Annotated in this window: 24 protein-coding genes; 21 read left to right on the forward strand and 3 right to left on the reverse strand. The window is 67.4% G+C overall.

The window, feature by feature from the left end:
* Nucleotides 1–246 carry a helix-turn-helix domain-containing protein gene (locus FHS96_RS24680; protein ID WP_429598232.1) on the forward strand — a complete coding sequence of 82 codons (246 nt, stop codon included), beginning with the start codon at nt 1–3 and terminating at the stop codon, nt 244–246.
* Here FHS96_RS24680 and FHS96_RS24685 read toward each other — a convergent pair.
* Nucleotides 243–491 (reverse strand): hypothetical protein, encoded by a 249-nt coding sequence (locus FHS96_RS24685; RefSeq protein WP_429598234.1) that lies wholly within the window; start codon nt 489–491, stop codon nt 243–245. The two genes, FHS96_RS24680 and FHS96_RS24685, sit on opposite strands and share 4 nt — an antisense overlap.
* A gap of 249 nt (nt 492–740) precedes the next feature.
* Between FHS96_RS24685 and FHS96_RS24690 the strand changes: the two genes are divergently transcribed.
* Together FHS96_RS24690 and FHS96_RS24695 are read left to right on the forward strand one after the other, a co-directional pair.
* A complete protein-coding gene (locus FHS96_RS24690) occupies nt 741–1,892 on the forward strand; it encodes a DUF7146 domain-containing protein (protein ID WP_429598236.1) in 1,152 nt (383 codons plus the stop codon).
* Entirely contained in the window at nt 1,893–3,827 is a 1,935-nt protein-coding gene (locus FHS96_RS24695) for a hypothetical protein (protein ID WP_429598238.1), read from the forward strand.
* 26 nt (nt 3,828–3,853) lie between these two features.
* Here FHS96_RS24695 and FHS96_RS24700 read toward each other — a convergent pair whose 3' ends face one another.
* Nucleotides 3,854–4,783, reverse strand: coding sequence for an ArdC family protein (locus FHS96_RS24700; RefSeq protein WP_429598240.1), 930 nt, complete (start codon nt 4,781–4,783; stop codon nt 3,854–3,856).
* A gap of 60 nt (nt 4,784–4,843) precedes the next feature.
* The gene (locus FHS96_RS24705) at nt 4,844–4,984 is read right to left on the reverse strand and encodes a hypothetical protein (RefSeq protein ID WP_429598242.1); all 141 of its coding nucleotides are present in this window, start codon (nt 4,982–4,984) and stop codon (nt 4,844–4,846) included.
* 685 nt (nt 4,985–5,669) lie between these two features.
* On the opposite strand from FHS96_RS24705, the gene FHS96_RS24710 reads away from it, so the two are divergent.
* From FHS96_RS24710 to FHS96_RS24795, 18 genes are all read left to right on the forward strand, one after another.
* Entirely contained in the window at nt 5,670–6,218 is a 549-nt protein-coding gene (locus FHS96_RS24710) for a hypothetical protein (protein ID WP_429598244.1), read from the forward strand.
* Between the two features lie 388 nt (nt 6,219–6,606).
* Complete coding sequence (locus FHS96_RS24715; RefSeq protein ID WP_429598246.1) at nt 6,607–6,834, forward strand: hypothetical protein; 228 nt, start codon at nt 6,607–6,609, stop codon at nt 6,832–6,834.
* Entirely contained in the window at nt 6,831–8,471 is a 1,641-nt protein-coding gene (locus FHS96_RS24720) for a hypothetical protein (RefSeq protein ID WP_429598248.1), read from the forward strand. The genes FHS96_RS24715 and FHS96_RS24720 overlap by 4 nt, the downstream gene beginning before the upstream one ends.
* Nucleotides 8,471–8,701: a hypothetical protein gene (locus tag FHS96_RS24725; RefSeq protein ID WP_429598250.1), complete on the forward strand. Its 231-nt coding sequence runs from the start codon at nt 8,471–8,473 to the stop codon at nt 8,699–8,701. The genes FHS96_RS24720 and FHS96_RS24725 overlap by 1 nt, the downstream gene beginning before the upstream one ends.
* Nucleotides 8,702–8,724: 23 nt before the next feature.
* The gene (locus FHS96_RS24730) at nt 8,725–9,498 is read left to right on the forward strand and encodes a hypothetical protein (RefSeq protein WP_429598252.1); all 774 of its coding nucleotides are present in this window, start codon (nt 8,725–8,727) and stop codon (nt 9,496–9,498) included.
* Nucleotides 9,499–9,554: 56 nt separating this feature from the next.
* The gene (locus FHS96_RS24735) at nt 9,555–11,204 is read left to right on the forward strand and encodes a portal protein (RefSeq protein WP_429598254.1); all 1,650 of its coding nucleotides are present in this window, start codon (nt 9,555–9,557) and stop codon (nt 11,202–11,204) included.
* On the forward strand, nt 11,194–11,532 hold the full coding sequence (locus FHS96_RS24740) for a Bbp19 family protein (RefSeq protein WP_429598256.1): 339 nt from the start codon (nt 11,194–11,196) through the stop codon (nt 11,530–11,532). The genes FHS96_RS24735 and FHS96_RS24740 overlap by 11 nt, the downstream gene beginning before the upstream one ends.
* Nucleotides 11,525–12,370, forward strand: a complete 846-nt coding sequence (locus FHS96_RS24745) for a hypothetical protein (RefSeq protein ID WP_429598258.1) — start codon at nt 11,525–11,527, stop codon at nt 12,368–12,370. Before FHS96_RS24740 ends, FHS96_RS24745 begins: the two co-directional genes overlap by 8 nt.
* A gap of 238 nt (nt 12,371–12,608) precedes the next feature.
* Nucleotides 12,609–13,544, forward strand: coding sequence for a phage capsid protein (locus tag FHS96_RS24750; protein WP_429598260.1), 936 nt, complete (start codon nt 12,609–12,611; stop codon nt 13,542–13,544).
* 61 nt (nt 13,545–13,605) lie between these two features.
* Nucleotides 13,606–14,049, forward strand: a complete 444-nt coding sequence (locus tag FHS96_RS24755; RefSeq protein ID WP_429598262.1) for a hypothetical protein — start codon at nt 13,606–13,608, stop codon at nt 14,047–14,049.
* Nucleotides 14,050–14,142: 93 nt separating this feature from the next.
* Complete coding sequence (locus tag FHS96_RS24760; protein WP_429598264.1) at nt 14,143–14,742, forward strand: phage connector family protein; 600 nt, start codon at nt 14,143–14,145, stop codon at nt 14,740–14,742.
* Nucleotides 14,742–16,946, forward strand: coding sequence for a phage tail protein (locus FHS96_RS24765; RefSeq protein WP_429598266.1), 2,205 nt, complete (start codon nt 14,742–14,744; stop codon nt 16,944–16,946). Before FHS96_RS24760 ends, FHS96_RS24765 begins: the two co-directional genes overlap by 1 nt.
* A 21-nt stretch (nt 16,947–16,967) precedes the next feature.
* Entirely contained in the window at nt 16,968–17,369 is a 402-nt protein-coding gene (locus FHS96_RS24770; protein WP_429598268.1) for an Acb2/Tad1 domain-containing protein, read from the forward strand.
* Nucleotides 17,366–17,800, forward strand: a complete 435-nt coding sequence (locus FHS96_RS24775) for a hypothetical protein (RefSeq protein ID WP_429598270.1) — start codon at nt 17,366–17,368, stop codon at nt 17,798–17,800. The genes FHS96_RS24770 and FHS96_RS24775 overlap by 4 nt, the downstream gene beginning before the upstream one ends.
* Complete coding sequence (locus tag FHS96_RS24780; protein WP_429598272.1) at nt 17,800–18,402, forward strand: hypothetical protein; 603 nt, start codon at nt 17,800–17,802, stop codon at nt 18,400–18,402. Before FHS96_RS24775 ends, FHS96_RS24780 begins: the two co-directional genes overlap by 1 nt.
* Nucleotides 18,402–20,453: a hypothetical protein gene (locus FHS96_RS24785; protein ID WP_429598274.1), complete on the forward strand. Its 2,052-nt coding sequence runs from the start codon at nt 18,402–18,404 to the stop codon at nt 20,451–20,453. Before FHS96_RS24780 ends, FHS96_RS24785 begins: the two co-directional genes overlap by 1 nt.
* On the forward strand, nt 20,450–23,233 hold the full coding sequence (locus FHS96_RS24790; RefSeq protein WP_429598276.1) for a hypothetical protein: 2,784 nt from the start codon (nt 20,450–20,452) through the stop codon (nt 23,231–23,233). Before FHS96_RS24785 ends, FHS96_RS24790 begins: the two co-directional genes overlap by 4 nt.
* Nucleotides 23,220–25,661 (forward strand): hypothetical protein, encoded by a 2,442-nt coding sequence (locus FHS96_RS24795; RefSeq protein ID WP_429598278.1) that lies wholly within the window; start codon nt 23,220–23,222, stop codon nt 25,659–25,661. The genes FHS96_RS24790 and FHS96_RS24795 overlap by 14 nt, the downstream gene beginning before the upstream one ends.
* The last annotated feature ends 23 nt before the right edge of the window (nt 25,662–25,684 follow it).

Here is a 25,684-nt window from a genome sequence, read left to right on the forward strand (position 1 = left end):
GTGAAATTGGCCGATTGGCGGAGAGGCGAAGGGCTGACGCAGCAAGAGCTGGCAGATCTGCTCGGCGTCGTCATCGCCACGGTGAGCCGGTACGAGACGGGTGATCGCATTCCGGAAGCGGAAACGATGCGGCGGATCTTCTGGCTGAGCCGTCATCAGGTGGCGCCGAACGATTTCTATGAAATGGGCGACGCGCCACCTGATGGGCTTCCGCAGCTGCCGGATCCTCTGGCGGAGGCGGCCTAATGGTCGCCGCGCGGGCATGCGCCGCAGACCAGCTGCAAATGCGGTCGCCTCGGCGGCGGCGGCGGCCCGTCGTCCTCGGCGTCCTCGGCATCGGCCACCGCCGCGAACAGTCGGCGGGCATATTCCAGCGCGGTGTTGGACGTCATGCGGACGTCTCGACCATCGCGCAGGCGGACGTTGACCAGTCCGTCATCGGCCAGCGCTACCGTTGGCGCGCTCTCTACGAACCAGGTGCGTTTCGGCATCGTTTCCCCTCCGATTGCAGGCACAAGGGTCTGAGCTTCCTGCGCAAATCGTTAACGAAATCTGCCACTTGGGAGAATGCTCCCATTCTGGATCAAATTTCGTGACCGGCGCGACGCGCACGCAGCCGCTTCCCCTGCCGGGTGAGCGCGGGCGGTGACACGCGCATTCCCATCATCGGTTAGCCCCACGGGTCGCACCGGGGCGGAGGCGGCCAGCGTATCGGCCGCCTCCAACCTTGGGGCGTAGCGATGTCGAGGATCCGCGACGAAGCGGAGCGGCGCCGGCGACTGGAAGAGATCCAGACGATCGCGGGGCTGCTGAACGCGATGGCGCCCAGCCTGGCGCCGTACCTTTTCCCGAACGGGCATCGATCTGGGATCCACTGGCGCACCGGCGATCTGGCTGACAGCAAGGGGCAGTCGCTGGTCGTCAATGTGAGCGGCGGCAACCCGGGCCACTGGCATGATTTCAACCCGGGCATGGCGCAGGGCAAGGGCGACATGCTCGACCTGGTCGCGCTGGTGCGGTTCGGCGGCGACAAGCGGAGCGCGATCGCGTGGGCGCGATCCTATCTCGGCATGGACAATCTGGATCCTGACCGGCTGGCGACGCGGCGCGCGGAAGTGCAGCGCGCGGCCGCGCGGACGCGGATCGACGCGGCGAAACAGGCGGAGAAGCGGCGCCGGGCGGCGCTGGCGCTGTTCACCGATCGGCGGGCGACGTCGATCGTCGACACGCCGGTTGAGCAGTACCTGACCGGGCGCGGCATCGACCTGAGCTGTCTGGAAGTGCGCGGGCAGCAATATGCGCCGGGTGCGCTGAAATGGCATCCGGCGGTGCCGTGCGGGCAGCTGGCCATGGAAGGGCAAGAGGCGCCGCGGCTGCCGGCGATGATCGCGCGGATCCTTTCCAGCGCCGGCGAGCAGGAAGGCCGGCAGGTGGCGACGCATCGCACCTGGCTGGCGCAGCGGGCGGATGGCAGCTGGGGCAAGGCGGACATGCCCGATCCGAAATCGACGCTGGGGGTCTATCGCGACGTCGGCGGCTATATTCCCGTGTGGAAGGGCGCGCACCGCGTGACGCTGCGCGACCTGCCGGGCGACGTGGATATCTTCATGTCCGAAGGGATCGAGGATGCGCTTTCGGCCGCGTGCGCGCGGCCGGAGCTGCGCGTGCTGGCGGCGGTGAGCCTGAGCAACATCGCGAACATCATCATCCCGCCGCGCACGACGGGGCGGCTGGTGATCCTGAAACAGAATGATCCGCCCGGATCGCCGGCGGCCGAACAGCTGCGGCTGGCGATCGAGGCGCAGCAAGCGAGGGGTGTGACGGTGGCGGTGGTCGAGATGCCGGAAGGCGTGAAGGATCCGAACGATCTGATCCGGATGGAGGCGGCATAAGTGGCCAGCCGGGGGGGCAATCGCAAAGGCGGGCTCGACAAGCTGGGCGCGCTGATCGACGGCGCCAAGGTGGTGCCGATCAATGGCGCGGCCGCTGCGCGGCCTGGCCCCGAACCCGTGCCCGAACGCAACCGGCGCAGCTGGTCGATCGAGGATCCGGAGTATCACGGGCCGAACAGCCGGCAGCGTGACGGGCTGCCGATCGAAATCCCGATCGATCCGCTCGGCACGTTCGATGGCATGTATTATTTCCTTGATGAGCTGAAACAGATCCGCTCGCTCAAGAGTAAGGAACTGGAAAAGGGCAATATCGAGGGGTTGTTCGGCCGTCGCGTCGATCTGGTCGACCGGATCTGGCCGCGTTGGGGAAAGCCGGACAAAGACGGCAACTTTCCGATTACAGGCTGGCGGCCCGAACAGGCCGCGCGCGCGCTGCGGAAATCCTGCGCCGACATCGGGCTGTGGACACCGGAGGGCAAGGTGCGCGGCGCCGGCGCGCACCGCGCGGACGATGGTTCGCTGGTGCTGCACTGTGGCGACGCGGTGTGGCGGGGCGACCAGCCGGCCGGCGAGCAATGGGGTCAGCCTGGCGTGCTGGGCGACATGATCTATCCGGCAGCGCCGCGCACCCCGCGCCCGTGGTACGATCCGGTGACAACCAGGGTGGGTGAGGATCTGCTGGGGCTCATCCGCACCTGGCATTGGGAACGCGGCACGCTTGACGCGCTGCTGATGCTGGGATGGATCGCGGCCGCATCGGTCTGCGGTGCGCTGGAATGGCGGCCGGCGGTGTGGGTGACCGGCGGCCGCGGCACCGGCAAATCGACGCTGCAGAAAGTCGTCGAGCTGGTGATGGGCACCAACGGCCTGCTGCAGGCGGCCGATGTGACAGAGGCATGGGTGCGGCAGACGCTGAAAATGCGGACGCTGCCGATCGCGCTGGATGAGCTCGAGGCGGAAGGCGACGATCGCCGCGCGCAATCGATCATCAAGCTGGCGCGCCTCGCCGCCAGTGGCGCCAAGATGGGCCGCGGCGGATCCGATCACGTCGCACATGATTTCACGATGCGATCGAGTTTCCTGTTTTCATCGATCCTCATCCCGCCGCTCAATTCCGCCGATCGCAGCCGCATGGCCATCCTTGAGCTGCAGCCGATCCCCGAAAACGCGGCCGTGCCCGACATCGACGCCAAAGAGCTCACAGCGTGGGGCGGAATGATCCGCCGGCGCATGGTTGATGAGTGGCACCGGCTCGACCTGGTGCTGCAGGCGTATCGCGCCGAGCTCGCCGACGTCGGCCACGATCCGCGCATGCAGGATCAGTTCGGCACCTTGCTCGCCTGCGCGGATCTGCTGCTGTACGACGCGGGCGACAACGAACATATCCGGACGATCGCGGAAGGGCTCGACGCGCGCCACCTGGCCGAAAAGGCGGAGGATGAGGGCGAAGGCGAACAGGCGGCCCGGCGCATCGCGACCAGCGTCGCGCAGGGGCGCGGCGGCGAGGAACCGGAAACGGTGGCGATGTGGATCAACCGCGCGCTGGCGGCCGGCCTGCCGAGCCTGATGGGCGATGCCGGCGCCGACGTCGACAAGGTGCAGCGGCGCCTGCAGATGCACGGCATGGTGCTGGTGACGGCACTGCGCGAGGTCGGCGAGGATGGGAAAGCCTGCGTCAAGCGCTATCGCGGCGGCGGGCCGCCCAAGCCCGACAATGACAAGGGCCTGGCGCTGTTCGTGGCGGTGGCCAATTCGCACCAAGGGCTGGATCTGCTGCTGCGTGAAACGCGCTGGTCCAAGGGGGTGTGGTCTCAGGCGCTGGCGCGCATTCCGGGGGCGCATCGTCGGCAGAAAGTGAAGATCGGCGCGCGGGCCGAATGGTCTGTGCTGGTGCCCTACGCGGCGTTCGCAACGAATGACGGGGAGGATGGATGATGTCCATCGCTCCCCGTGCCCGCCGGTTAGGCGGCGAGCACCATCCGCAACGGCGCCTCATGCGCGGCGGCCTCGGCGGCGATCTCGTCGGCGCCGGCGAGCGCCAGATCGGCCGCAGCCTGCGCCAGCGACGCGGCCTTGAAGATTGCACGCTTGTCGCCGCGCAGGATCTTGACCCAGCTGCCGAGATAGGCGGCGTGGTTGTCCAGATGCTCGCCGGCGATGCCAAGGCGGCCGCAGATGAAGGCGGCGCCGATCTCCGCGACCAATTCCTCGAAGGCGTATGCCTTATCGCCGAACGTCTCGCCGCCGCGCCGATCGAGGCGGGTCTTTGCGCCCGTCCAGTGGATGACTTCGTGCGCCATGGTCGCGAGATAGCCGCCGACGGTGTGGAAGCGATCGAAGGCCGGCAGGTGGATGCTGTCCGTCGAGGGGCGGTAGAAAGCGCGGTCGCCGCCGTCTTCGCGGATGCTGGCGCCGCTAGAGCGGATGGCCGCCTCGGCGACGGTGTCGCGCTCCTTGCCGGTGATGAGCGCGACCGGCGCCGGATAGAAGCGTTCGGGAAGGCCGTCGATCTGGTCGACGTTGAACACGCTGTAGCTCTTGAGCATGGGGATCAAGTAATCCTCCGTCTCGCCGGTGCGCGTGTTCGTGCGTTCCCGCTCCAACATCTTGAAATAGACGATGGGGGTCGCCTTTTCGCCGCGGCGCACCTGCCCGCCGAGATCCTGCGCCTGCCGGTAGGTCATCCAAGTGCCGCCGGCATAGCCGTTGATCTGCGCCGACATGGTCAGCAGCAGCACGTTGATGCCGCGATAGCGCTCGCCGTTGTGGCGCCGCGGATCCATCGACTGGACGCCGCTGCGCGTCCAGTCGCACGCCCAGGGCTTGGTGCCCGCCTCGATCGCCGCAACGATGGTGTCGGTGATGGTCTGATAGAGATCGGTGGTCTTCATGATCGGTCCTTTCTGACCCATGGCGCGGCCCGTGCCGGCGCCGTTCGTGATGAGAAAAACTTATCGCAGGATGTTCGCGCACTGCAGCAGGCGGACGAGCTCCCGCGCCCATTTCTCCGCCTCGGCGTCCTTGCCAACGGCCTTGAAAGCAATTGCCTTGGCCATGGCTTTGGCGGTTGCGGAGCGATCGATGGTGGGCATTTGCGGTCCTTTCTGACCCTTGGCGCGGACAATTCCAGCGCCGTTGCAGTTCCTATAAAGCGGCCCTATTCTGGTTGTCAATCCACACATCAAGATTTTTATTTATGCCCCTGCGCGTGCTGCCGGCCGCCGTCAGGCCAACGCGTGCCCGCAGGTTTGATTGGCCGGAGGTCAATCAAACCGGTGCGCGGGCACTCCTTATCGTCCATCGCCGCGCGAAGGCTCGACCTAGCGCGAAGCGCCCGCACCCGCGCCCGCCGCGCAATTTTTTTTGCGCTCCCGCGCCCGTTCCCGTATGACGTCAATGCAGTGGCCGGCGGGCCGCTGTCGGTCTGCGATCGGGCGCGGGGGAAAGTTCCCAACTGGAATTGGGAACTTTCGTGGGAACCGCGATTGGGAACTTTATTCCCTCGCATTTTCAATCACTTGACACGAAAGTTCCCAAGTTCCCAAGCCTCGCGCGCGCATGATGATATGCGCGCATGCGCGTGCACGCGCGTCTGGGGTCATGTCTATTTATTGGGAACTTGGGAACTATTTACCTATCTTGTTGAGATAGGCCGAAAAAATCGTTCCCAACGCGGTTCCCAAGCCCGCTTTTGGTTGGGAACCGTGGGAACTTTCTTCGCCGCGATCGCCCCGCGCGCCGCTAAGCCTCTGAAAAAGAATAAAATAGGGGGTGGATATGGCTGCGCGTGACGCTGGCATCGCGTCGGCGGTGGCCGATGCCGTCGAGCAGGCCGGGTCGCTGCCGGTGCGGGGCGCCGATGCGGAGCAGCTGGCGCTGCTGCCCGCCGATCGGGCGCCGACCAAGGCGGAAGTCGATGCGCTGCCGCGGGGCCGTGGTCGGCCGCGGGGTGCGAAGAACAGGGCGACGGGCGCCTGGCGGGATTACCTCGCCAGCCGCTACACGCACCCGCTGGAAACGCTGGCGGCGATCCAGTCGACGCCTGCCGACGTCCTGGCGGCGCAGCTGGGGTGCAAGCCGATCGAGGCGCTGGCGGTGATCAAGTCGGCGGCCGCCGAGCTCGCGCCGTACATGGAGGGCAAGATGCCCGTCGCCGTCGATCTGAGCGTCAAGGGCGATCTGACGCTGGCGATCGAGGGGCTGACACACACCGCGCAGGAGATCGCCGGGCTGGTCGAGGCCGAATTCGTCGATGTCGATCCGCTCCAACCGGATTTCGAGGAAAATCAGTCACTTACGCATGGCGATCGGGAGGCGTCGGAATGACATCGTCGGAATGGATCGCGCAAAGCGTTGATATGCCTCGCTTTTCGGCGCTCCGTCGTCAGCTTTCGAGGCTGTGCGCCGATCGCCGGCCGTGCCGCGCCGCTGGCGGTGGCCGCCGGGGGGGTGCCGCCCCCCTTGGGGGCGCCGCCTGCCCATCCGGCCCCTGCGCACGTCGCAGCCAGAAATTCCTACGGATCGCCCTGCTGGCAGCGGAGCCGGAAAATTCGGGGTCTGCCAAGCGGGCACGGGCGCGGGTTGAACCGGGGAGCGCCCGGAACGCAATCGCGGCGGGCGGGCACGGGAATTATCTCGGAGCGGTGGCGGGCAGCCGGGCTTCGTCGGGCGAGACGCTGCGCCCGGGCGCGGGCGCTGTCAAGCGGGGTGGCAAGTGAGCTCGCCGCTACGCCAGCGCACCGATCTGATCGCCAAGTATATCGAGGCGAACTGCGGCCCTGTCGAACTCACGCAGGCAGATCTGATCGAATGCCTCGGCATGCCCCATCACTGGTCTCGCAACAACGGCCTCGATCGGGATGCGTGTGCGCACGTTATCCGTAGGAAAATCGAGGAAAGCCACGCGCTGGCGCTGGCGCGCACGCTGGGGGTCGCGGCGTGAGCGCCCCCTTTGGTGTCACCCGGCTGCAGCCGGTCGGGCCGGTGGCCGCGCGGTTTCTCCAGTCGCGGGCGTTCGTGTGCGGGATCATGGGGCCGGTCGGGTCGGGAAAGACGCTGACGTGCTGCCAGAAGCTGCTGCGGATCGGCGCGATGCAGAAGGGCCGCGTCGATCGGCAGGGCGTCACCTGGCGCAAGGCCAAGGTGGGCGTGATCCGCGATACCTACCCCAATATCGATGAAAACGTGCTGCCGTCGTGGTTCCGGCTGGTGCCGAAGCATATCGGCAAGTTCACCGGCGACGCGCCGCGCAGCCACAAGGTGCAAATCGTGCTGCGGAAGGACGAAAACGGCCGCGCGATCGACGTGCTGGATCTCGAAGCGGAGTTTCGTGCGATCGGTGACAAGTCGGTCGAGCAGGCGTTGCGCGGCTGGGAGATCAACGCGGCGTGGATCAACGAGGCGGACACGCTGGCGCAGGGCGTTTGGGAGTATCTGAGCGGTCGCGTCGGCCGTTTCTCGGATCTCGATCCGAAACTGGTGGTCGATCCCCAAATCATCATGGATTTCAACGCGCCCGACATCGACAATTACACGTACAAGCTGTTCATCGACAATGAACTTGACGATGGCGTGGCGAAAGCACTGTCGCCGGTGCTGCAAGGTCAACCGCTGATCGAATTCTATCAGCAGCCGCGCGCCATTCTCGATGACAATTCGGTCAATCCGAACGCCGAGAATTTGGCAAACCTGCCGCTAGGCTATTACGAGCGGCAAATCGCAGTCAACAAGTCGAAAAACTACATCAACCGCATGCTGAAAAACCAGTTTGCGCCGGTAGTGATCGGCCAGCCGGTCTATCCGGAATTCGACTTCGCGCGCCACGTCGCCACGGAACCCCTGCAGGCCGACCGGTCGCGGACGCTGGTGATCGGCCTGGACGGCGGGCTGACGCCGGCGGCCGTCGCCGGGCAGCGTACCTCGCTGGGCGATCTGCGCGTGCTGGGCGAGCTCGCGGTGTTCGCGGAGGAAGGCGAGACGCTGGGCAAGGCCGGCGCCACCCGCTTCGGCCAGGCGCTGCGCGCTTGGCTGGTCGACAAGTTCCCGCACCATTATCGCCCCGGCGAGGGCGATCTGCGCGGCCACAATGGCGGGCCGCGGCTGATCGACGATGAATTCGATCGCAACGTGCTGATCGAGTTCTGGTGCGACCCCTCGGCGAAGGACGGCACCGACAACAGCGGCAACGAAAAGAGCTGGATGGAGATCGTGGCCGGCATCATCGGCTATCGCATCCGGCCGGCGCGGACGAACCGGCTTCACACCCGGCTGGAAGTCGTCCGCCAGCCCATGCTGCGCCATGACGGGTTCCTGATGAGCGCGGATTGCAAGATCCTGCGTCGCGGCTTCCTCGGCGGGTATCATTACCAGCGGGTGGCGATCGGCGACGGCACAGGCCGGTTCGCGAACGAACCTTCAAAGAATATGTTCAGTCATAGTCAGGACGCGCTGCAGTATCTCGCGCTGGCTGATGGCGATGCGGTGCGCGAGGTCAATGGGAAAGACCGGCGCCGCCGCGGACAAAACCGGCGCGCCCGTGTCAACTTCGGAAACGATTATTTCTCAGGAGGTGCTGCGTAATGGGTGGTGCAGTCAAATGGCTGGTTTCGCCGCTGGCGGGATTGGTCACCGGGATCGCGAAAAAGCCGAAGGTGGCCGCGCCGCCGCCGGTGGTGACGCGGAATGCGGCAACGGAAGCGGCGCGGCGCGAGGATGCGTTGCGCCGCCGCAGGGGTGCGGGGGCGAATGAGCTGACCGGTGGCGGCGCGGAAGCGGTGACGCCGGGTGCGAAAGTCTTGCTGGGCGAGTGATCCGGCACATTGGGAGACTGACGATGACGAAAGCGATTGACGAAATTTCCGCGATGAAGCTCGACGACTTCAAGGCGGAGCTCAACGACCTGTCGAAGGAACAGCTCGAGCAGCTGCTGAGGCTCGAGGAAGCTAAGGGCGACGGTGCCCGCAAGGGCGCGCTGGAAGCGATCGCGGCGGAGCTCGACGACATCGAGGGCGGCGAGACCAACGATGACGGTGGCGAAGGCGACGAAGGCGATCAGACCAGCAACGATCAGGGCGGCGATCAGGGCGGTGAGGAACGGCTTGAGGATGGCGAGACGGCCGGGCTGGACGATCCGGTGCCCGACCAGGCGCAGCCGGTGCGTGGCGTCGGCGACGATGTCGAAAATGCCAAGCCGCAGACGCTGGATGCGACCGAGCCGGGGCCGGCGATCGACGTCGGCGCCGCCGAACAGCCGGTGCCGGAACCGGACCTGACCGGAAAGCCCGATTGGGACAACCGGACGGACAGCCAGCGCGCGATCGACATGACGCGTGACGGGCCGATGTTCATCGTGCTGGCGGATGCGAGCGGCCCGATCGACGAACTGCCGGCGATCGAGACCTCGCCGGCGGACTGGGCGGTGCAGAGCGGCCGTGCGGTCTACATGCGGGCGCTGACGCTGCGCCGCGACGGGGCGCACCACAGGATCCTCGGCGTGTGGCTGGGGCATCCTTCGGGCCGCATCGTCGCCAAGGTCGAGCTTTCGGCCCCCTTGCCGGCCGGTGGCGGCGCGGAAGCCGAATTCCCGTCCGGTAGCCTGGCGTTCTGACCCCCCCTCTCCCCCTTCGCGCGCGCCCGGCGCGGAGGGGCAACGGAGCCGATACGATGCTGCACGATGTCGATGCGATCCTTCACCGCCAGGGCGTGATGGAGCTGTCGCGCACCAATTTCGAAACGATGTGGAACGACATCGCCGAGCATGTCCTCCCGCGGCAAAGCGAGTTTCTGGGCAATGGCTGGACGGAGGGGCTGGCGCGGATGCGCCGGATCTACGACGAACGCGCCATCCTCGCGCTCGATCGCGGCATCGCGACCTTCGAAGCCTATGTCATCCCGCGCGGGCAGCGCTGGCAGACGCTGGAACCGCGCGACGACGCGCTGCTGAAAACCCAGCGGGTGCGCGAATGGTATGAGCGCAAGACGTCGCAGCTGTTCGCGCTGCGGAGCGCGCCGCAATCCGGCTTCGATACGCAGGCGCATGAAAGCATCGCGAGCCTTCTGGCGTTCGGGACGCAGGGGATGTGGCCGGAGCTGCGCCGCGACCGGCAGGGCCGGCCGATGGGGATCTTCTATCGCAGCGAGCATATCGGCCAGCTCTACATCATGGAGGATGCGTGGGGCCGCGTGGACACGGTCCACCGCAAATTCGAGCTGACGGCGCGCCAGTCCATCCAGCGCTGGGGTGCGGCGGCGCCCGAAAAGGCGAAGGAAATGGCGACCGATATCCGGCGGTCGGAAGACAAGATCACCTATCTGCACGTGATCGAGCCGAACAGCAGGCATGAACCGGGGCATATCGACTGGCGGGGCAAGCCGATCGCGAGCTGCTATGTCGAGCTCAATTCGCGCGAGCTGTTCAGCGTGGGTGGCTATCGCACGATGCCGCTGATCGTCAGCCGCTTCGAAAAGAGCCCGCGCGAGACGTGGGGCCGATCGCCGGCGATGACGGTGCTGCCCGCGGTCAAGGCGCTGCAGCGGATGATGCGCGACCTGGTGACGGCGATCGAGTTCAAGGCGCGGCCGCCGTTGCTCGCCGGCGACGACATGCTGGATTACGGGATCCAGCTCACGCCCAACGGGGTGACCTATGGCGGCCTCGACGATCGCGGCAACCAGATGGTGCGCGCGATGTTCGACGGCGCCGACCTGAACGACGCGCTGCAGCTGCAGGAGCGCACCGCGGCGCTGGTCGACCGCGCGTTCTGGAATGACCTGTATCTGGTCAATCAGGAGCTCAAGAGCCATGTGACCGCAGTCGACATCATGGAGCGCAAGGCGGAGACGGGCGTGCTGCTGGCGCCGCTCGGCCGGCAGGAAACCGAATGGCTCAACCCGCAGACCGATCGCGAGATCGACCTGATGTGGGAAATGGGGCTGCTCGACGACATGCCGCCGGAAGTCGTCGAGGCCGGCGGGCTCTACCAGCTCGGCTATGACAATCCGCTGGCGCGCGTCCAGAAAGCGCAGTCCGCCGGCGGCTTCTATCGCCTGCTGGAAGGGGTGACGCCGATCATCAGTGCGCGGCCGGAGATGCTGGACCAGTTCCTGAGCATCTATCCGTTCGAAAAGCTGGTGCGTGGCCTCGGCTACATCCATTCGGTGCCGGCGAGCTGGGAGGCGACCGACGAAGAAAAGGCGGCCGCCGAGCAGGCACAGGCCGATGCGGCCGCGGCGGAACGCCTGCTGACCGCGGCGCCGATCGTGTCGAAGGTGGCGAACGATCTCAGCCAGGCGGAGGCGGTCAATGCGGCTTGATGAGGAAGCGGCGGCGATCGTGCGGGCGGCGCGCACGCGCGTTTCGCAGGTGCGCGCGCGGATCGCGGCGCTGTTCCGCCGGCATCGGGTGTATCAGCGGCTGTTCGTCGGCGCCGACGGCGAGTTGACGGAAGACGCGGTGCGGTTCCTCGACGAACTGGCGCACGCCTGCGGGGGCGATGTGACGTCGTTCCGGGCCGATCCCTATGAGCATGCCCGCATGGCAGGGCGGCGCGAAGTTTATCTGCACATTCTCGGCGGTCTCCGGCTCGATCAGCGCCGGCTGGCCGCTCTCACACGTGAACTGAGGGAGGAAGACGATGAGTGAAGTCGACGGGGGTGGCGCCGGTGGTGAAGGCGGCGGCGAAGGCGGCGCCGGCGGTGGCGGTGGCGGTGGCGGCGGCGGTGGTGGCGTTGCTCCGGAATGGATGGGTGCGCTGCCGGAAGAGATGCGCGGCGACGCGACGCTGAGCCGCTTTGCGGACGTGCCTGCGCTCGCGCGGGCGCATCTTGAGGCGCACAAGGTGGCGAAATCGAAGTTCGTCATCCCCGGCGAGGGGGCGAGCGAAGATGACTGGGGCAAGGTGTATGACGCGCTCGGCCGCCCGGCCGATGCCGCGAAGTATGAGATCCCCGGTTTGGAGGGCGTGGAAGGCGATACCGATCTCGCCGCCGCGTTCCGCCCGATCGCGCACAAGCTGGGGCTGAATGTCTCCCAGGCGAAGGGCATCGCCGAGTTCTTCAACGCGCAGACCAGCGACGCGATCTCGGCCGCAGCGGCTGCGGACGAAGCCGGGCTGGCGGCGCTCAAGGCGGAGTACCCCGATTACGATCAGCGCGCGCCGCAAATGCAGCAGCTGTTCCGCCAGCTGACCGGCGACAAGGCGCAGGATGTGGCGGAGGATCTGGTCAAGCGCCTCGGCACCGGGCCGGCCGCGCGGTTCATGCTGGGGCTGGCGGACAAGGCCGGCGAGGCGTTGCGCGTCGATGGTGGCGACGGTGGCGGCTATGGCGGCGGCGATCCCGACGCGGTGCTTGAAGCGAAGATGAAGGATGCGGGGTGGCGCGCCAAGGTGGCGAGCGGTGATGTGGCCGCGCAGGCGGAATATAACCGGCTGGTGAAGGCGGCCGCGGCAAAGGAGATCCGGCTCGCGCAGGGCGGTTGAAATCAGGCTTGACAGAAACCGGGGCCGGACTCATTTTCCGGCCCCATCGGCACCGGGGGAAGCCGCGTCCAATCCCTCCGACTTTCCGGCCATCCCGTTCCCGCAAGGGCGCGGCCCCGGTGCTCCCGCGAAAGCCGCGGCGTCGTAGGCGGACGTTAAACCGCCAGACCGGCCCCGCCGTTCGGCGGCCATCCCGATCGAAACTCACCATCAACCGGGTTTCTTTCAGGAGGCTGTAATGGCCGAGAATTGGGCCGAAGTCACACGTACCGTTGAGTATCGCAAGGCAGTTACCTTCGCGCTCAACGAAATGCCGGGCAAGTTGAAGCCGCTGGCGACGCAAGGCAGCTACACGGGCAAGAAGGTCCAGATCGAAGATCGCTTCGATGAACTGGTCGCGCGCGAGATCGACACCCGCAACGGCGACACGCAGAACACCGACACCGACGTCAACCGGCGCTGGCTGGTGAAGCCGAAGCGGCAATCCGTGGCGCCGCTGATCGATCCCGACGACGAGATGGCGACCGAAGTTGGCCTGAAGTCGCCGATCGCGACGCAGACCGCGAAGGCGATCCGCCGCGCGCAGGACGATCGCTGGCTGCAGGGCTTCTACGGCACGGCCTATACCGGCGAGGAAGGCGCGACCGCGGTGCCCTTCAAGTCCGCCAACATCATGGCGGTGGACTATGGGCAGACCGGCACCCCCGGCGGCATCACGCTGAACAAGCTGATCCGCATGCGCCGCAACTTCGTGCAGGCGTTCGCCGAGAGCGAGGGCGAGATGCCGATCGCGATCATCACCGGCGCCCAGCTGGAAGATCTGCTGAAGATCAGCCAGATCCAGTCGCGCGACTTCAACCCGCTCGACGTGCAGGCGCTGCAGAGCGGCAAGGTGGTGACGTTCCTCGGCTTCCGCTTCGTGATGGCCGAGATCGGCAACACCAAGGCTTATCCGCTCGCGGCGTCGCTGACGGTGGACGGCACCGGCTATCGGCGCGTGCCGTTCTTCATGCCCGGCGGCATGCACTTCGGCACCTGGCTCGATTTCAAGGGCAAGATCGACGAGCGCGCCGACAAGAACCACTCGACGCAAATCGCGGGTTATACCTGCGGTGCGGCCACCCGCATTCTGGAAGACAAGTGCTTCCAGATGCTCTGCCTCGAAGCGGCGTAACCCTGATCGCTGGCGGATCGCCAACGGTCCGCCGGTCATCCAGCAAGTGAGGTGACATGAAATGGCACAAGGTTATTCCGCCGAGACCGTTGGTGTCCTCGACGGCACGGTCATTCCGGCCAAGAAGGCCGATGGCCGTGTGTATCAGTCGCGCATGCGGCGCATCCGCGCGACCCTCGACCTCTCGCAGGCGACAGTGGCGCGGGCGAGCGGTGACACGAACGTGCTGGGCAAGATCCCCGGCGGCTGCGCCTTCGCCTTCGGCATCATCAATGCTTCGGCGACGATGGGCAGCTCGACGATCGCGGTCGGCATCGCCGGCACCGCCGGCAAGTATATGGCGGCCGCAACCTTCACCGGGGCGGCGCCGGCGCTGTTCGGCCTCGCCTCCGCGGTCGACGATGCTCCGCTCGAAGCGGATGAGACGGTGATTATGACGGTGGGTGCGGCGACGCTGCCCAGCTCCGGCATCCTGACCATCGATCTCTACTTTTCCGGTCGGTAATTCCTCGCCGACCGGCGTGCCGCCGCCCGACCTCAGCGGGCGTTGCCGGGAAGGCGGCGGCACAACCCCTTTCGACCAGGTCCCACGTGAAACATGCCGCAGCCGCCGTCACAGACCCGGATCGTCAACAGGGCTCTCGCCCTGATCGGCAGCGCGCAGCGCATCATCAGCATCGACGAACAGAGCGCGGCCGCCACGGCCGCGAAGGCCGTTTGGGATGAAGCGCGCGATGGCGTGCTGGTGGACCATCCCTGGAATTTCGCGATCGCGCGGGCGGAGGTGGCGGCGAGCGCCGATGCGCCGGCGTTCGGCTATAAGCGCGCGTTCGAGATCCCCGGCGACTGGCTGCGCTGGCTGCCGCCCAAGCGGGCGAGCTGCGACTTCTTCATCGGCGAACAGGAAGGCCGGTTCATCCTGAGCGATGCGGAAGCGCCGCTGCGGCTGCGCGGGATCCGCCGGATCGAGGATGTCTCGAAATGGTCAGCGGGGTTCGTCGACTGCCTCGGCTATCGGCTGGCGATGGAGCTGGCCATTCCGGTGACCGCGCTGGACAGCATCGCCGCCCGGATGTCCGTGGGGTATGACGAGGCGCTGCGGCGCGCGAAGCGGCAGGATGGGCTGGCGAGCGGCGACCGCAAGGGACGGATCGATTTCCGCTCCGACTGGCTCGACGCGCGCGAGAATTACGACTGATGGGCCGCGCCTCCCCCGTGCAGACCAGCTTCAACGGCGGCGAGCTTTCGCCGCGGCTGTGGGGGCGCAACGACCAGGCCATCTATGGCCTCGGCGTGAAGGAAATGCTCGGCTTCGTGCCGGTGCTGCAGGGGCCGGCGGTGGCGGCGCCGGGGCTGCGCTACGTGGAGCATGCGCGAGGGCCGGCGCGCCTGATCCCGTTCGAATACAACGTCACCCAATCCTATGTGATCGAAGCGACCGATAACATCTTCCGCTTCTACACGAACGACGTGCGGATCGAGACGGTGCCGGGATCGCCCCTCGAAGTGGCGACGCCGTGGGGGATGGACCAGGTGCGGGCGCTGGATTTCCACCAGTCGGCCGATGTGCTGTATCTGGTCTATGGCGCGACGCCGCCGCGGCAGCTGAACCGGATCGGCGCGCTGAATTTCGTGCTTGAGCAAATGGCGCTGCGCGGCGGCCCGCTGGCGGATCCCAATATCGACGAGACGCTGATGGTGAGCGTCAGCGGCACGACGGGCACGATCACGATCACGGCGAACGACGTGCTGTTTCAGCCCGGCGATGTCGGCGGCCTCTTCCAGATCGAGGCGGCCGATTTCAACGACACGCCGGCATGGGAACCGGGGGTCGACGGGATCACGCTGAGCGCACGGCGGACATGGGAGGGGCGCGTGTATCGCGCGGCGCAACTCTCGTCCGACAATCGCACCGGCACCGTGCCCCCGACGCATGTCAGCGGCAGCGAATGGGATGGCAGCGCGGTCGGCACCGACATCAACGACAAGGGGCCGTACGGCATCCTTTGGGAATATCTCTATGACCGGTTCGGCCTGGTCGAGATCACCGGCTACACCAACGACACGACGGTAACCGCGACGGTTAAGCGCCGGCTGGCGGACAGCCTGATCACCGATCCATCCTGGCGGTGGACGTTCGGCGCGTTCAGCAACGCGCGCGGCTGGCCGGAGGCGGTAACGATCTGGAACGAACGTCTGATCCTCGCCAAGGGCGCGACGATCTACGGCTCGGTCGTCGGCGACTATAACGACTTCTCGGCGCGCAACGATTTCGGCGAGGTGACCGCCGATATGGCGTTCACCGTGACGCTGCCGAACCCGAACAGCGTGCGGTGGATGGCGGCCGATCGGCAGCTGCTGGTGGGCACCGCGCGCGCCGAGATCGCGATCGGGCCGGCGGGCGCGACTGGTGCTGTGGGGCCGACGAACATCGCGGCCGTCACCCAATCGACCTATGGCAGCGCGACGTCGAAGCCGGTGCTGGCGGATGGGCGCGTGCTGTTCGTCCAGCGCGCGGGGCGCAAGGTGCTGGAAATGGGCTATGCGATCGAGACCGATCGCTATGAGGCGCCCGACCTGACGCGGCTGGCGGAGCATCTTGGCGCCAAGGGCTTCGTCGAGCTCGCATGGCAGCAGGAACCGGAAAAGCTGATCTGGGCGGTGCTGCGCAACGGCGAGCTCGCCAGCCTGACCTATTCGCCCAGCCAAAAGGTGATGGGCTGGGCGCGCCGCGAACTGGGCGGCGGGATGAAGGCTGTATCGGTGTGCGCGATCACCGACCCATCGGGGCAGCGCGACCAGCTGTGGGTTTCGGTGCGCAAGGGCGGCGAATATTTCGTGCTGCGCGCCGAGAAGATGTGGGAAACCGGTGACGATCAGAAAGACGCGTTTCTGGTCGATGCCGGGTTGAGCCGCGACGGCGCGCCGATCAGCACGATCAGCATGCCGCACCTGCCCGGTGCCAAGGTGAGCGTGCTGATCGACGGCAAGGCGCATCCCGACGTACAGCTGGACAATGACGGCAACGGGACGCTGCTCTATGCGGGCAGTAAGATCGTTGCCGGCTTCCCCTATCCCAGCCGGATCCGGACGCTGACGATCGAGGCCGGCGGCGACGACGGCACCGCGCAGGCGAAAATCAAGCGGATCCCGCGGGTGACGCTGCGGCTGCTGGAAACGCTGGGGCTGCGGATCGGCGTGCAGGCGATGGAAGCGCAGACGATCACTTTCCGCCTGCCCGACGATCCGATGAACCAGGCGGTGCCGCTGTTTACCGGCGACAAGGTGCTGGAAACCGGCGGCGTCTTCGAACGCGGCGGCGAAATCCTGATCGAGCGCTTCCAGCCGCTGCCGGCGACCCTGCTGGCGATCTATCCCGATGTCGTGGTGGGGCCGCGATGACGCGCAAAGGAGGAAAGTTCAATGCGTACGATTGAAGATCACAAGGTCAATCCAGCGAACGATGTTCTACGGGTTGAAGTGTTGGATGAGCCAGGTGCCGGCGGTGCTAATCACTATTACCGCGTCACCGGCTTTAACAGCAGCACGAACCCGTCGGATCCTTTCGCAGCCACCCTCGGCCCAACGGACGCTTCCGGGATCTTGTTTCAGAATGGCCCGATTGGGGAAGTCGGGGTTAACGGCCTGACGCAGGAAGTTCTGCTAGCGATCGTGGCGGATCGGCTTCGTGCTTTTCAAGCCGGTCCTTTCGCGTGTCGCGCTAACGAGCACGCGCTGGTGCACGTTGAGGAAGCCATGCACTGGCTGCAGCAGCGGACGATAGAGCGCATGCGGCGTGGCGTTGAGGGCACGCACGTCAAGTGATCGGAATTACCCCCTTCGTCGCGGCCGATCTCGATGCGCTGGTGCTGCAGGATGCGCAGCGGCGCGAGATCGTGGCGCTGGGGGCGGTGGGCGCCGGGCCGCGGCTGGAAGCGGCCGGTCCGGCGTTCACGGCGCGCGACGCCGGCGGGCGGGTGATCGCGTGCGCGGGGCTGATCGAGGTGCATGCGGGGCATGCCACCGCGTGGGCGCGGCTGGCGGCCGACAAGGGCCATGACTTCGTGGCATTCACGCGCGCGACGCGGCGGGTGCTCGATGCGTCCAGCTACCGCAGGATCGACACGCCGGTGATGGCGGATTTCCTCGCCGGGTGTCGCTGGGCGCAGTTGCTGGGGATGGGGCTGGAAGCGCGGCTGCGCGCGTACGGCGCGGGGGGCGAGGATGTGCTCGTCTATGCCAGGGTGAAGGGCTGATGGGCGCTGCGGCGGGTCCGATCGGAATGGGGCTGCAGGTGATCGGCACGCTCTATGGTGCTGTGAGCCAATATCAGGGGCTGCGGCAGCAGGCGGCGACCGATCGAGAGAATGCCCGGCTGAGCGAGCTGGAAGGCGCGCAGCAGGAAAGCGACATCCGGCGCGAGGAACGCGCGGTGAGCGGCGACGCGATCGCGGCGATGGGTGCGAACGGCCTGCGCGTCGGCACCGGATCCGCGCTGGCGCTGCTCGAACAGAATGCGATCGAGCGGGAAACCGCGGTGCTGAACGCCCGCTACGGCGCCGCGCGGCAGGCGCTGGCGCTGCGCGAACAGGCGCGCGCGAAAAAGAAAGCGGCGGGCGATGCGCTGTTTACGGGCATCCTGAGCGCCGGCGCGCAGGCGCTGACGGGCATGTCGAGCGCCAGCGCCTCGGCCGATGTGAGCGCCGCGGCCGGCAATGTGCGCGCGGCGCAGCTGCCGGCGCTGCCGGGGCAATCGATGCCGCTGCCGTCGACCGCGAGCCTGACGGGGCAGCGGCCGGCGACGCGCGCGCCCAGTCGCTACTTCCCGACGCAGACTGACGATTGGGTGAACTGGTAATGGCGGTGCCGCCCCTCTTCCGCGCGCCGGAACGTCCCCGCGCGATGCTGATCCCCGGCCAGCCGGTGACGCCCGGCATCGGCGAGGGCCTGCAGGCGCTGGGCGAAGGGCTGAGCCGTTCGGCGGAGATCCGCGCGGCGGCGGATGAGCGGGTGGCGCAGCTCGATCACCAGGCGGCGCTGATCGAGAAGGAAAACCAGCAACGGGCCGAGCGCTCCGATGTCGCGGTGCGCTTCGCCACGATGCAGGGCACGCTGCAGGGATCGGTGGCGGAAATGCGTGCCTCGGCGCCGGCCGGCGCTGTCGGGCATGAAGCCGCGGTTGGCAAGCTGCTCGACGAACAGACGCTGGCCTTTCTCGACGGCATCACCGATCCGGAGATCCGCCAGCAATTCCAGCCTGACGTTGCCCAGCTCCGCGCGCGGGTGACATCGGGCGAACAGGCGTTCGCGATCGGCCAGCGGGCGAAGGCGGAGGCGACCAACTTCGAAGCGCTGACCGGCCAGCTCGGCGCTAACCTGTTCACGGATCCGAGCGACGCATCGCTGCAGCTGGCGCTGGGCGTAACGGAAAAGCAGATCGCGGCGATGCCGCTGCCCGACGATGCGAAAAACGAGCTGCGGCGCGATGCGCGCGAGAAGCTGACGTTGAGTGCGTGGCAGGGCGTGCTGCAGGTGAACCCGACTGGCGCCCTTGAAGCCATCCAAAAGGGCACGTTCAACAGCGTGTTCAATGGCCAGCAGCTCGCGGCAATGTCGGCGCAGGCGCAGGCAAAGATTGCCCAGATCGAGGCGCAGCAGCGGGCGGCGGTCTCGCAGGCGACGGGTGAGGCGAACGAAGCGGATCGCCTCGTCGTCGAGCAGGTGAATGACGGCGTGGCGGCTGATGTCGGTGAGCTGCGCGGTCGCGCCGCGGCGGCGCGCGCGCGGGGTGAGGAAGGCCTCGCCTATGATCTCGATCGGGCGGCTGACAAGAGCGAGGTGAACGCGCTTTACGGCGCCGCCACGCCGAATGAGATCGCGCAGCAGCGCAACACGATCACCGGCACCAAGGGCTGGGAGAAGGATCCCCGGCAGGTGGCGCGGGTGACGGCGCTCGACACGCTGCTTTCCCAAGCGCGGCAGGAGGTGAAAACCGATGCGCTTTCGCGGGCCGCGCGGGCAAGTGGCAAGGTGCTGGTGCCGCTGGATCTGAACGACGCGATGAGCGTCGGCGCGCGACTGGCGACGGCGCGCGATGCGCGGGCGCGCTATGGCGGTCGCCTGCAGCTGCTGACGCCCGATGAGGCGGCGACGATCAAACAGCAGCTGGACGCGGGCAGGCCGGCCGATCGCGCGGCGTTGATCTCGGTGTTCGCCGATGCGTCGCGGCGTCATGACGAACCGGACCTGGCCGAAGCGGCATTGCGCCAGATTGCGCCTGGTCGGGCGGACTATGTCTGGATGTCGACGCTGGCGGCGATGCGCGATCGCAGCGTCGGCCGCGCGCATGTGCAACAGGCGCTCGATGGCTATGAGCGGCTGAAAGCCAATCCGAAGCTGATCGACGAAGGCGCCGCGCGGCGCGAATTCCAGATCGAGACCGGATCCGCGCTGTCTCGCCTCGCCGGCCCCGATCAGGGCAGTCTGTGGAGCGTGGCGAAGGGCATCTATGCGAGCCGCGCCACCGCTGCCGGCGCTGAGGTGTTCGATCGCGACCTGTGGCGGCAGGCGGTGCGGGATGCCGCCGGCGCCGCAGGCAATACCGGCGGCATCGTCGACTGGCGGCGGGGTGAAAAGGTGCTGCTGCCGACGGGCATGACGCGTGGCAATCTTGAGGTGACGATCGCGCGCGCCGACGACAAGGCGCTGGCGCAGTACGGCAGCAACGGCCGCGGCCCGATGTTCCGCGATCGGATGGTGACGGCGGCCGAGCTCAAGCGGCTGGTGCCGGTGGCGCTGGACAATGAGGGTTTCTACGCGTTCCGCGATGCCTCCGGCAATTTCCTCTCAGGCGCCGGCGGACTGTATGTGCTCGACGTCAAGCGCCTCGCGCGCGGGCTGGCACAATGAGCGGCCGACTGCAGCGGCAATCGGAGCTCGGCGCGAGCGCGGCGATCGGCGTGCCTGTGCTCGACGCCCCGCCGCCGTTGTCGTGGGGCGACGCGATCGGTGCTCAGTTTCGATCCGCGCGTGCAGGGCCTGACTGGGGCTGGAACGAATACCGCTATGAGCGGGACATCATCGATCCGCTGACGGCGGAAGCGACGAAGCGCGGCTATCGCGACATCCTGCCATCGGAGGCGCGCACGCTGCCGCAGGGGCGCCCCGGGCAGACAAGCTATTCGGCGAAGACAGCGATGGAGGGCTTGCCCGATATCGAGGCCGCGCGGATCGAGGGGCTGCTTGCCTTCGTCCAGCGCGAGCGGCAGGCGGGGCGGCCGTTCGATCGCAAGTTCGACGAGATCCATGATCGTGCCTCCCTGCAGGCCTATGCCCAACGGCGGCGGCGGGAGGATTTCGAGGCGGCCAACCGGGATCTCGAAGGCACAACGGGGCTGACCTATTGGGGCAGCCTGGTCGCCGGCGCCGGCGGCGCCGGGCTGATGGATCCCAGCAGCTATCTGCCGATCGGCGGCGCCGCGAAACAGGGCGCTTCGCTGGGCGTGCGCGTGTTGAAGGGGGCGGCCGAAGGCGCCGCGATCAACATGGGCTTCGCCGCGGTGATGGAGGGCAATGTGCGCCGCGACGCGCGCGAGGTGTTCGGCATCGAGCGCGGCATCGGCGACACCGCGACGGATCTCGCCATGGCGGGCGTGCTCGGTGCCGTCGTCGGCGGTGGCGTCCAGGGCGCCGGCGAGCTGGGCGGCGCGATCGGGCGGAGCGAGCGGGTTGGCCGGTTTCAGGATGCGGCCGCGCAAAAGCTGTTCGACAGTCTGCCGGAGGCGGTGCAGCGCCGGTGGCTGGACGCCGGCACGATCGAGCCGCGGGTGGCCGCGGAACAGTTCAAGGCGGCGGTGCCTGATGACAGCCGCACGCCGACCGAAAAGGCGGCGCTGGCGGCGGTGGAGCGCGATGCGGATATCGCGGAGGCCAGCCCGTTCCGGCCGACGATGACCGGCGAGGCGGCGAACGACGGCGGGCTGCGCGGCGTGTTCGATGCGATCCTTGCCGATCGGCCGCCGCCCTCGACGCGATCGGCGCTGATGACGTCGGTCGCCTCACCCGACGCCGGCGCCGGGGCGGCGGCGGTGAAGGCGAAGATCCGGCAGGCCGAAAGCGGCGGGAACGATGCGGCGGTGCCGCGTGTCGATCCGCGAACCGGCAAGCGGCCGTCGAGCGCTTCGGGCCGCTATCAGTTCGTCCGCGGCACCTTCCTCTCCTACTACAAGCGGCGCTTCGGCGCCGGGGGGCTGAGCGACGACGCGATCTGGGCGAAACGCTTCGACGGCGGCCTGCAGGAACGGCTGATGGACGATCTGCTGGCGGACAATACCGCCAGCCTGCGCGCGATGGGGCAGCCGGCGACGGCGGGCAATCTCTACCTGATGCACTTCCTTGGGCCGGAGGGCGCGCGCAAGGTGTTCCGCGCCGCGCCGGGTGCCAGCGCCGAAGCCGTGCTGGGCAAGGGGGTGGTCGATGCCAACCCGTTCCTGCGCGGGATGTCCGCTGAGGATGTCATCGCGTGGACGCATAACAAGATGGGGCAGACGCCGGCGCCGCGTGGCGCCGAGCTGCGCCCGGACCTGTTCCCCGATGCGGAGGCGCACGCGGCCGCGCAATATGCGCGGAGCCTAGAGGAAAATGCGCGGATCGAGCGGGAGGCCGCACAGGCCGAACCGTTGGCGATCATCGATGATGGCACGCCCGACGCGCCGATCGCGCCGGCTCATCGGGAGGCGCTGGATCCTGCTGATCGCACCGACATCCTTGCCGCGAACGACGATGGTGATGTTGCGGCGGGCCAGAAAAGCCCTGCCGACGTCATCGTTGAGCGGCTGGCGGAATTCGATCGTACTCGGCCGGCCACCTCTAAAGACACCGAATATCTGATTTCGTCGCCTGGTAGACCTGACACGCGCGTGGGTAACATCGCGGCGGCGCGGCGGGAACTGGCGCGCCGGGCAAATGATGCCGGCAAGTATGACGATCTGTTCGCCGCGATTTCCGACTATGGCGGGAAGAAGGGCAAGGGCGCTCAAGATGCCCGGTTCGGTGATATCCGCATCCAGCGGGGGATCTACGAGCAGCTGGAACGTACCCCGCGCGGGCCGGGCCGAGAGTTCGACCCTGAGGGTGTGCGCCAGATTGCGGACGATGATGCGGGTGTAAATGCCGCCTCGGTTCCGGCCGCGCTTGCGGATGCGGTGAGCAGCCTGCTTGGCACCGGCAAATGGATCGTGGCGCCGCAGATCAGCAAGGCCCTGCGGGCGCGTGGCTATGAACAGGTGATCACGCCCGCGCGCTTCGAGGCGATGCGGCAGCGCTGGGCGGCGGAAAACCCGGAGGCCGCGGCGGCGCCGGTGTCCGACGTCGCACAGGCGCCGGTGGCGCCCGATGCGGTCGAGCAAGTGGTGGCGTTGGCCGATCTGGAAGCGCAGGCGGTTTCGAAGGATTGGGACGATCCCGTCGGCGGCCCCGCGGCAAAGCAGCAGAGCGACAGTCTGGAACACGATATCCGGATGGCGATCGAGCGCGGCGAGGCAGAGCAGTATCGCGTCGATATCGAGGGTGAGGAACGTTCGATCGCCGAGATCCTCGACGAAACTGATCGCGATCTGGACGCGGTGGAAAAGGCGCGCACCTGCATGATCCCGCCGAAGCCGAAGGGGGGTGGCAATGTCGCTGGCTGATTGCATCGTTGGGATGGTCGATCGCGGCGAGATCACCGCCGCGCAGGCCGAAAAGATGCAGGCGCGCTTCGACGCGCTGAACGCCGACTATCTGAAGCGCGGCTACACCACGGATGCGGCGGCCAAAGCGAGCGAGGAAACGCTGCGCCAGTTGCAGTTCGAAGCGCTGCTGAAAAAGCGGCAGGCACTGCTGCAGGTGCAGGCGCAGGGGCGCATCGCGGGCGATCTCGCCAGCTTCGACGGGGATCCCTTCACCGGCGCGCTGGCGGTGCTGGACAGCGACGGCCGCGCGCCCTTCATCAATGTGGAAGCGCAGCGGCGGGCGATCCTCGGCCGCGCGCACGCGGTGATGACGGAAGCGCTGTTTCGGCATAGTCGCGACCTGCTGGGCCGCGTGCGCGATCGCACCGGGCTGCGTGACGTGGTGCGGGAGCGGTTCGGCGAGGATACCGGCAACGCGGCCGCGCGCGAGGTTGCGGAGGCCTTCGGCAAGACGGCCGACATGCTGCGATCGCGCTTCAACGCCGCCGGCGGCGCGATCGGCCATCGGGCGGATTGGGGGCTGCCGCAGGCGCATGATAATGTGCGGGTGCGCGCCGCCGGCTATGAGGCGTGGCGGGATTTCACCGCGCCGCTGCTCGACGCCGGCCGGATGGTCGACGAAGCGACGGGGGCGCCGTTCACCCCGGAAGGGCTCGAACTGGCATTGCGCGAGGTGTGGGAAAGCATCCGCACCGATGGCTGGAACCGGCGCACCGAAGGCGCCGGCTTCGCGGGCAAGCTGGCGAACCGGCGATCGGACAGTCGTTTCCTGCTGTTCCGCAATGCCGACGACTGGCTGACCTATCAGGATCGCTTCGGCACCGGCACCGCGTGGGATGCGATGCTGGGGCATATGCAGGGCATGTCGCGCGATATCGCCTTACTGGAAGTGCTCGGGCCAAACCCGGCGGCGACGAAGCGCTGGCTGCAGGATCGGCTGCAGAAACTGGCGGCGCTGGATCCCAACCCCAGCCAGAAACGGCTGGATCGCGCGCGTGCCGTCGCGAAACAGTTCGACGATCTCTATGATGTCGTCACCGGCAAGCTCGGCACGCCGGTGAACGGTCGCGTCGCGCGCGCGTTCGGCGGGGTGCGATCTTTCCTGACCGCGGCGAAGCTCGGCAGCGCGGCGATCAGCGCGACGACGGATGTCGGCTTCCAGGCGGTGACGCGGCGGTTCAACGGACTGCCGGTGGTGGGCGCGATGACCGGCTATCTGAAGCTGCTCAACCCCGCTGCCGGCGCCGATCGGCGCACCGCGGTTCGGCTCGGTCTGATCGCGGAGGAAGCGAGCAAGATGGCGTCGGCGCTGCATCGCTACATCGACGAAAGCGCCTCTCCGGAGATCGCGAAGCGCATGAGCGATGCGGTGCTGCGCGTCTCCGGCCTTTCCGCCTGGACGCAGGCCGGCCGCTGGGCTTTCGGCATGGAGGTGCTGGGGCATCTCGGCGACCAGGTGGGCAAGCAGTTCGACGATCTAGATCCGTCGTTGCGTGGCATGATGCAGCGCTATGGCATCGAGGCCGACGATTGGGACGTCATGCGGGCGACGCCGCTCTATGAAGCGGATGGCAGCCTCGGCAAGGCGCAGTTCCTGCGGCCGGAAGACATCGGCGACGAAGTGCTGGGCGACACGCTGCTGCGCATGGTGCTGACCGAAACCGATTATGCCGTGCCGACCGCGACAGCGCGGGCGCGCGCCACGCTGAGCTTCGGCCAGCAGCCGGGCACGCTGGGCGGCGAAATCATCCGCAATGCGGCGCTGTTCAAGTCGTTCGGCGTATCGATGCTGCTGACGCATGGCGCGCGGATGATGCAGCGGCCGAACATGAGCGGTCGCCTCGCCTATTTCGCCGGCCTCACCGTCACCACGGGGCTGCTCGGCGGGCTGGCGCTGCAAATGAAGGAATTGGCCAAGGGCCGCGATCCGCGCGACATGGGCAGCGAAGAATTCTGGGGCGCCGCGCTGCTGCAGGGTGGCGGCTTCGGCATCTTCGGCGACTTCTTCACCGCCACCGAAAATCGCTTCGGCGGCGGGCTGGCGGAGACGCTGGCCGGGCCGGTGGTGAGCGCCGCCAGCGACGCGGCCAAGGTGACGATCGGCAATGCGATGAAGGCGGCTCGCGGCGAGCCGGAGAAAATCAACGCCGGCCGCGACACGGTGAAGCTGCTCAAGAATTACACGCCCGGGGGCTCGATCTGGTATTTGCGCGCCGCCTATGAGCGCATGGTGCTGGACGTGCTGGCACAGGAAATCGATCCCGATTATTACGAGAGTTGGCAGCGGATGGAGGACGTCGCTGCCGAGCAGGGTCAAGGGTATTGGTGGAGACCGGGGGAGAACGCCCCCTCCCGGCTCCCGGAACAGGCGGAGGCTCCACAATGAGCCGATGCCGGATCCAAGGGGCG

This window comes from Sphingomonas zeicaulis (assembly GCF_050433225.1).
GTDB lineage: Bacteria > Pseudomonadota > Alphaproteobacteria > Sphingomonadales > Sphingomonadaceae > Sphingomonas_D > Sphingomonas_D zeicaulis.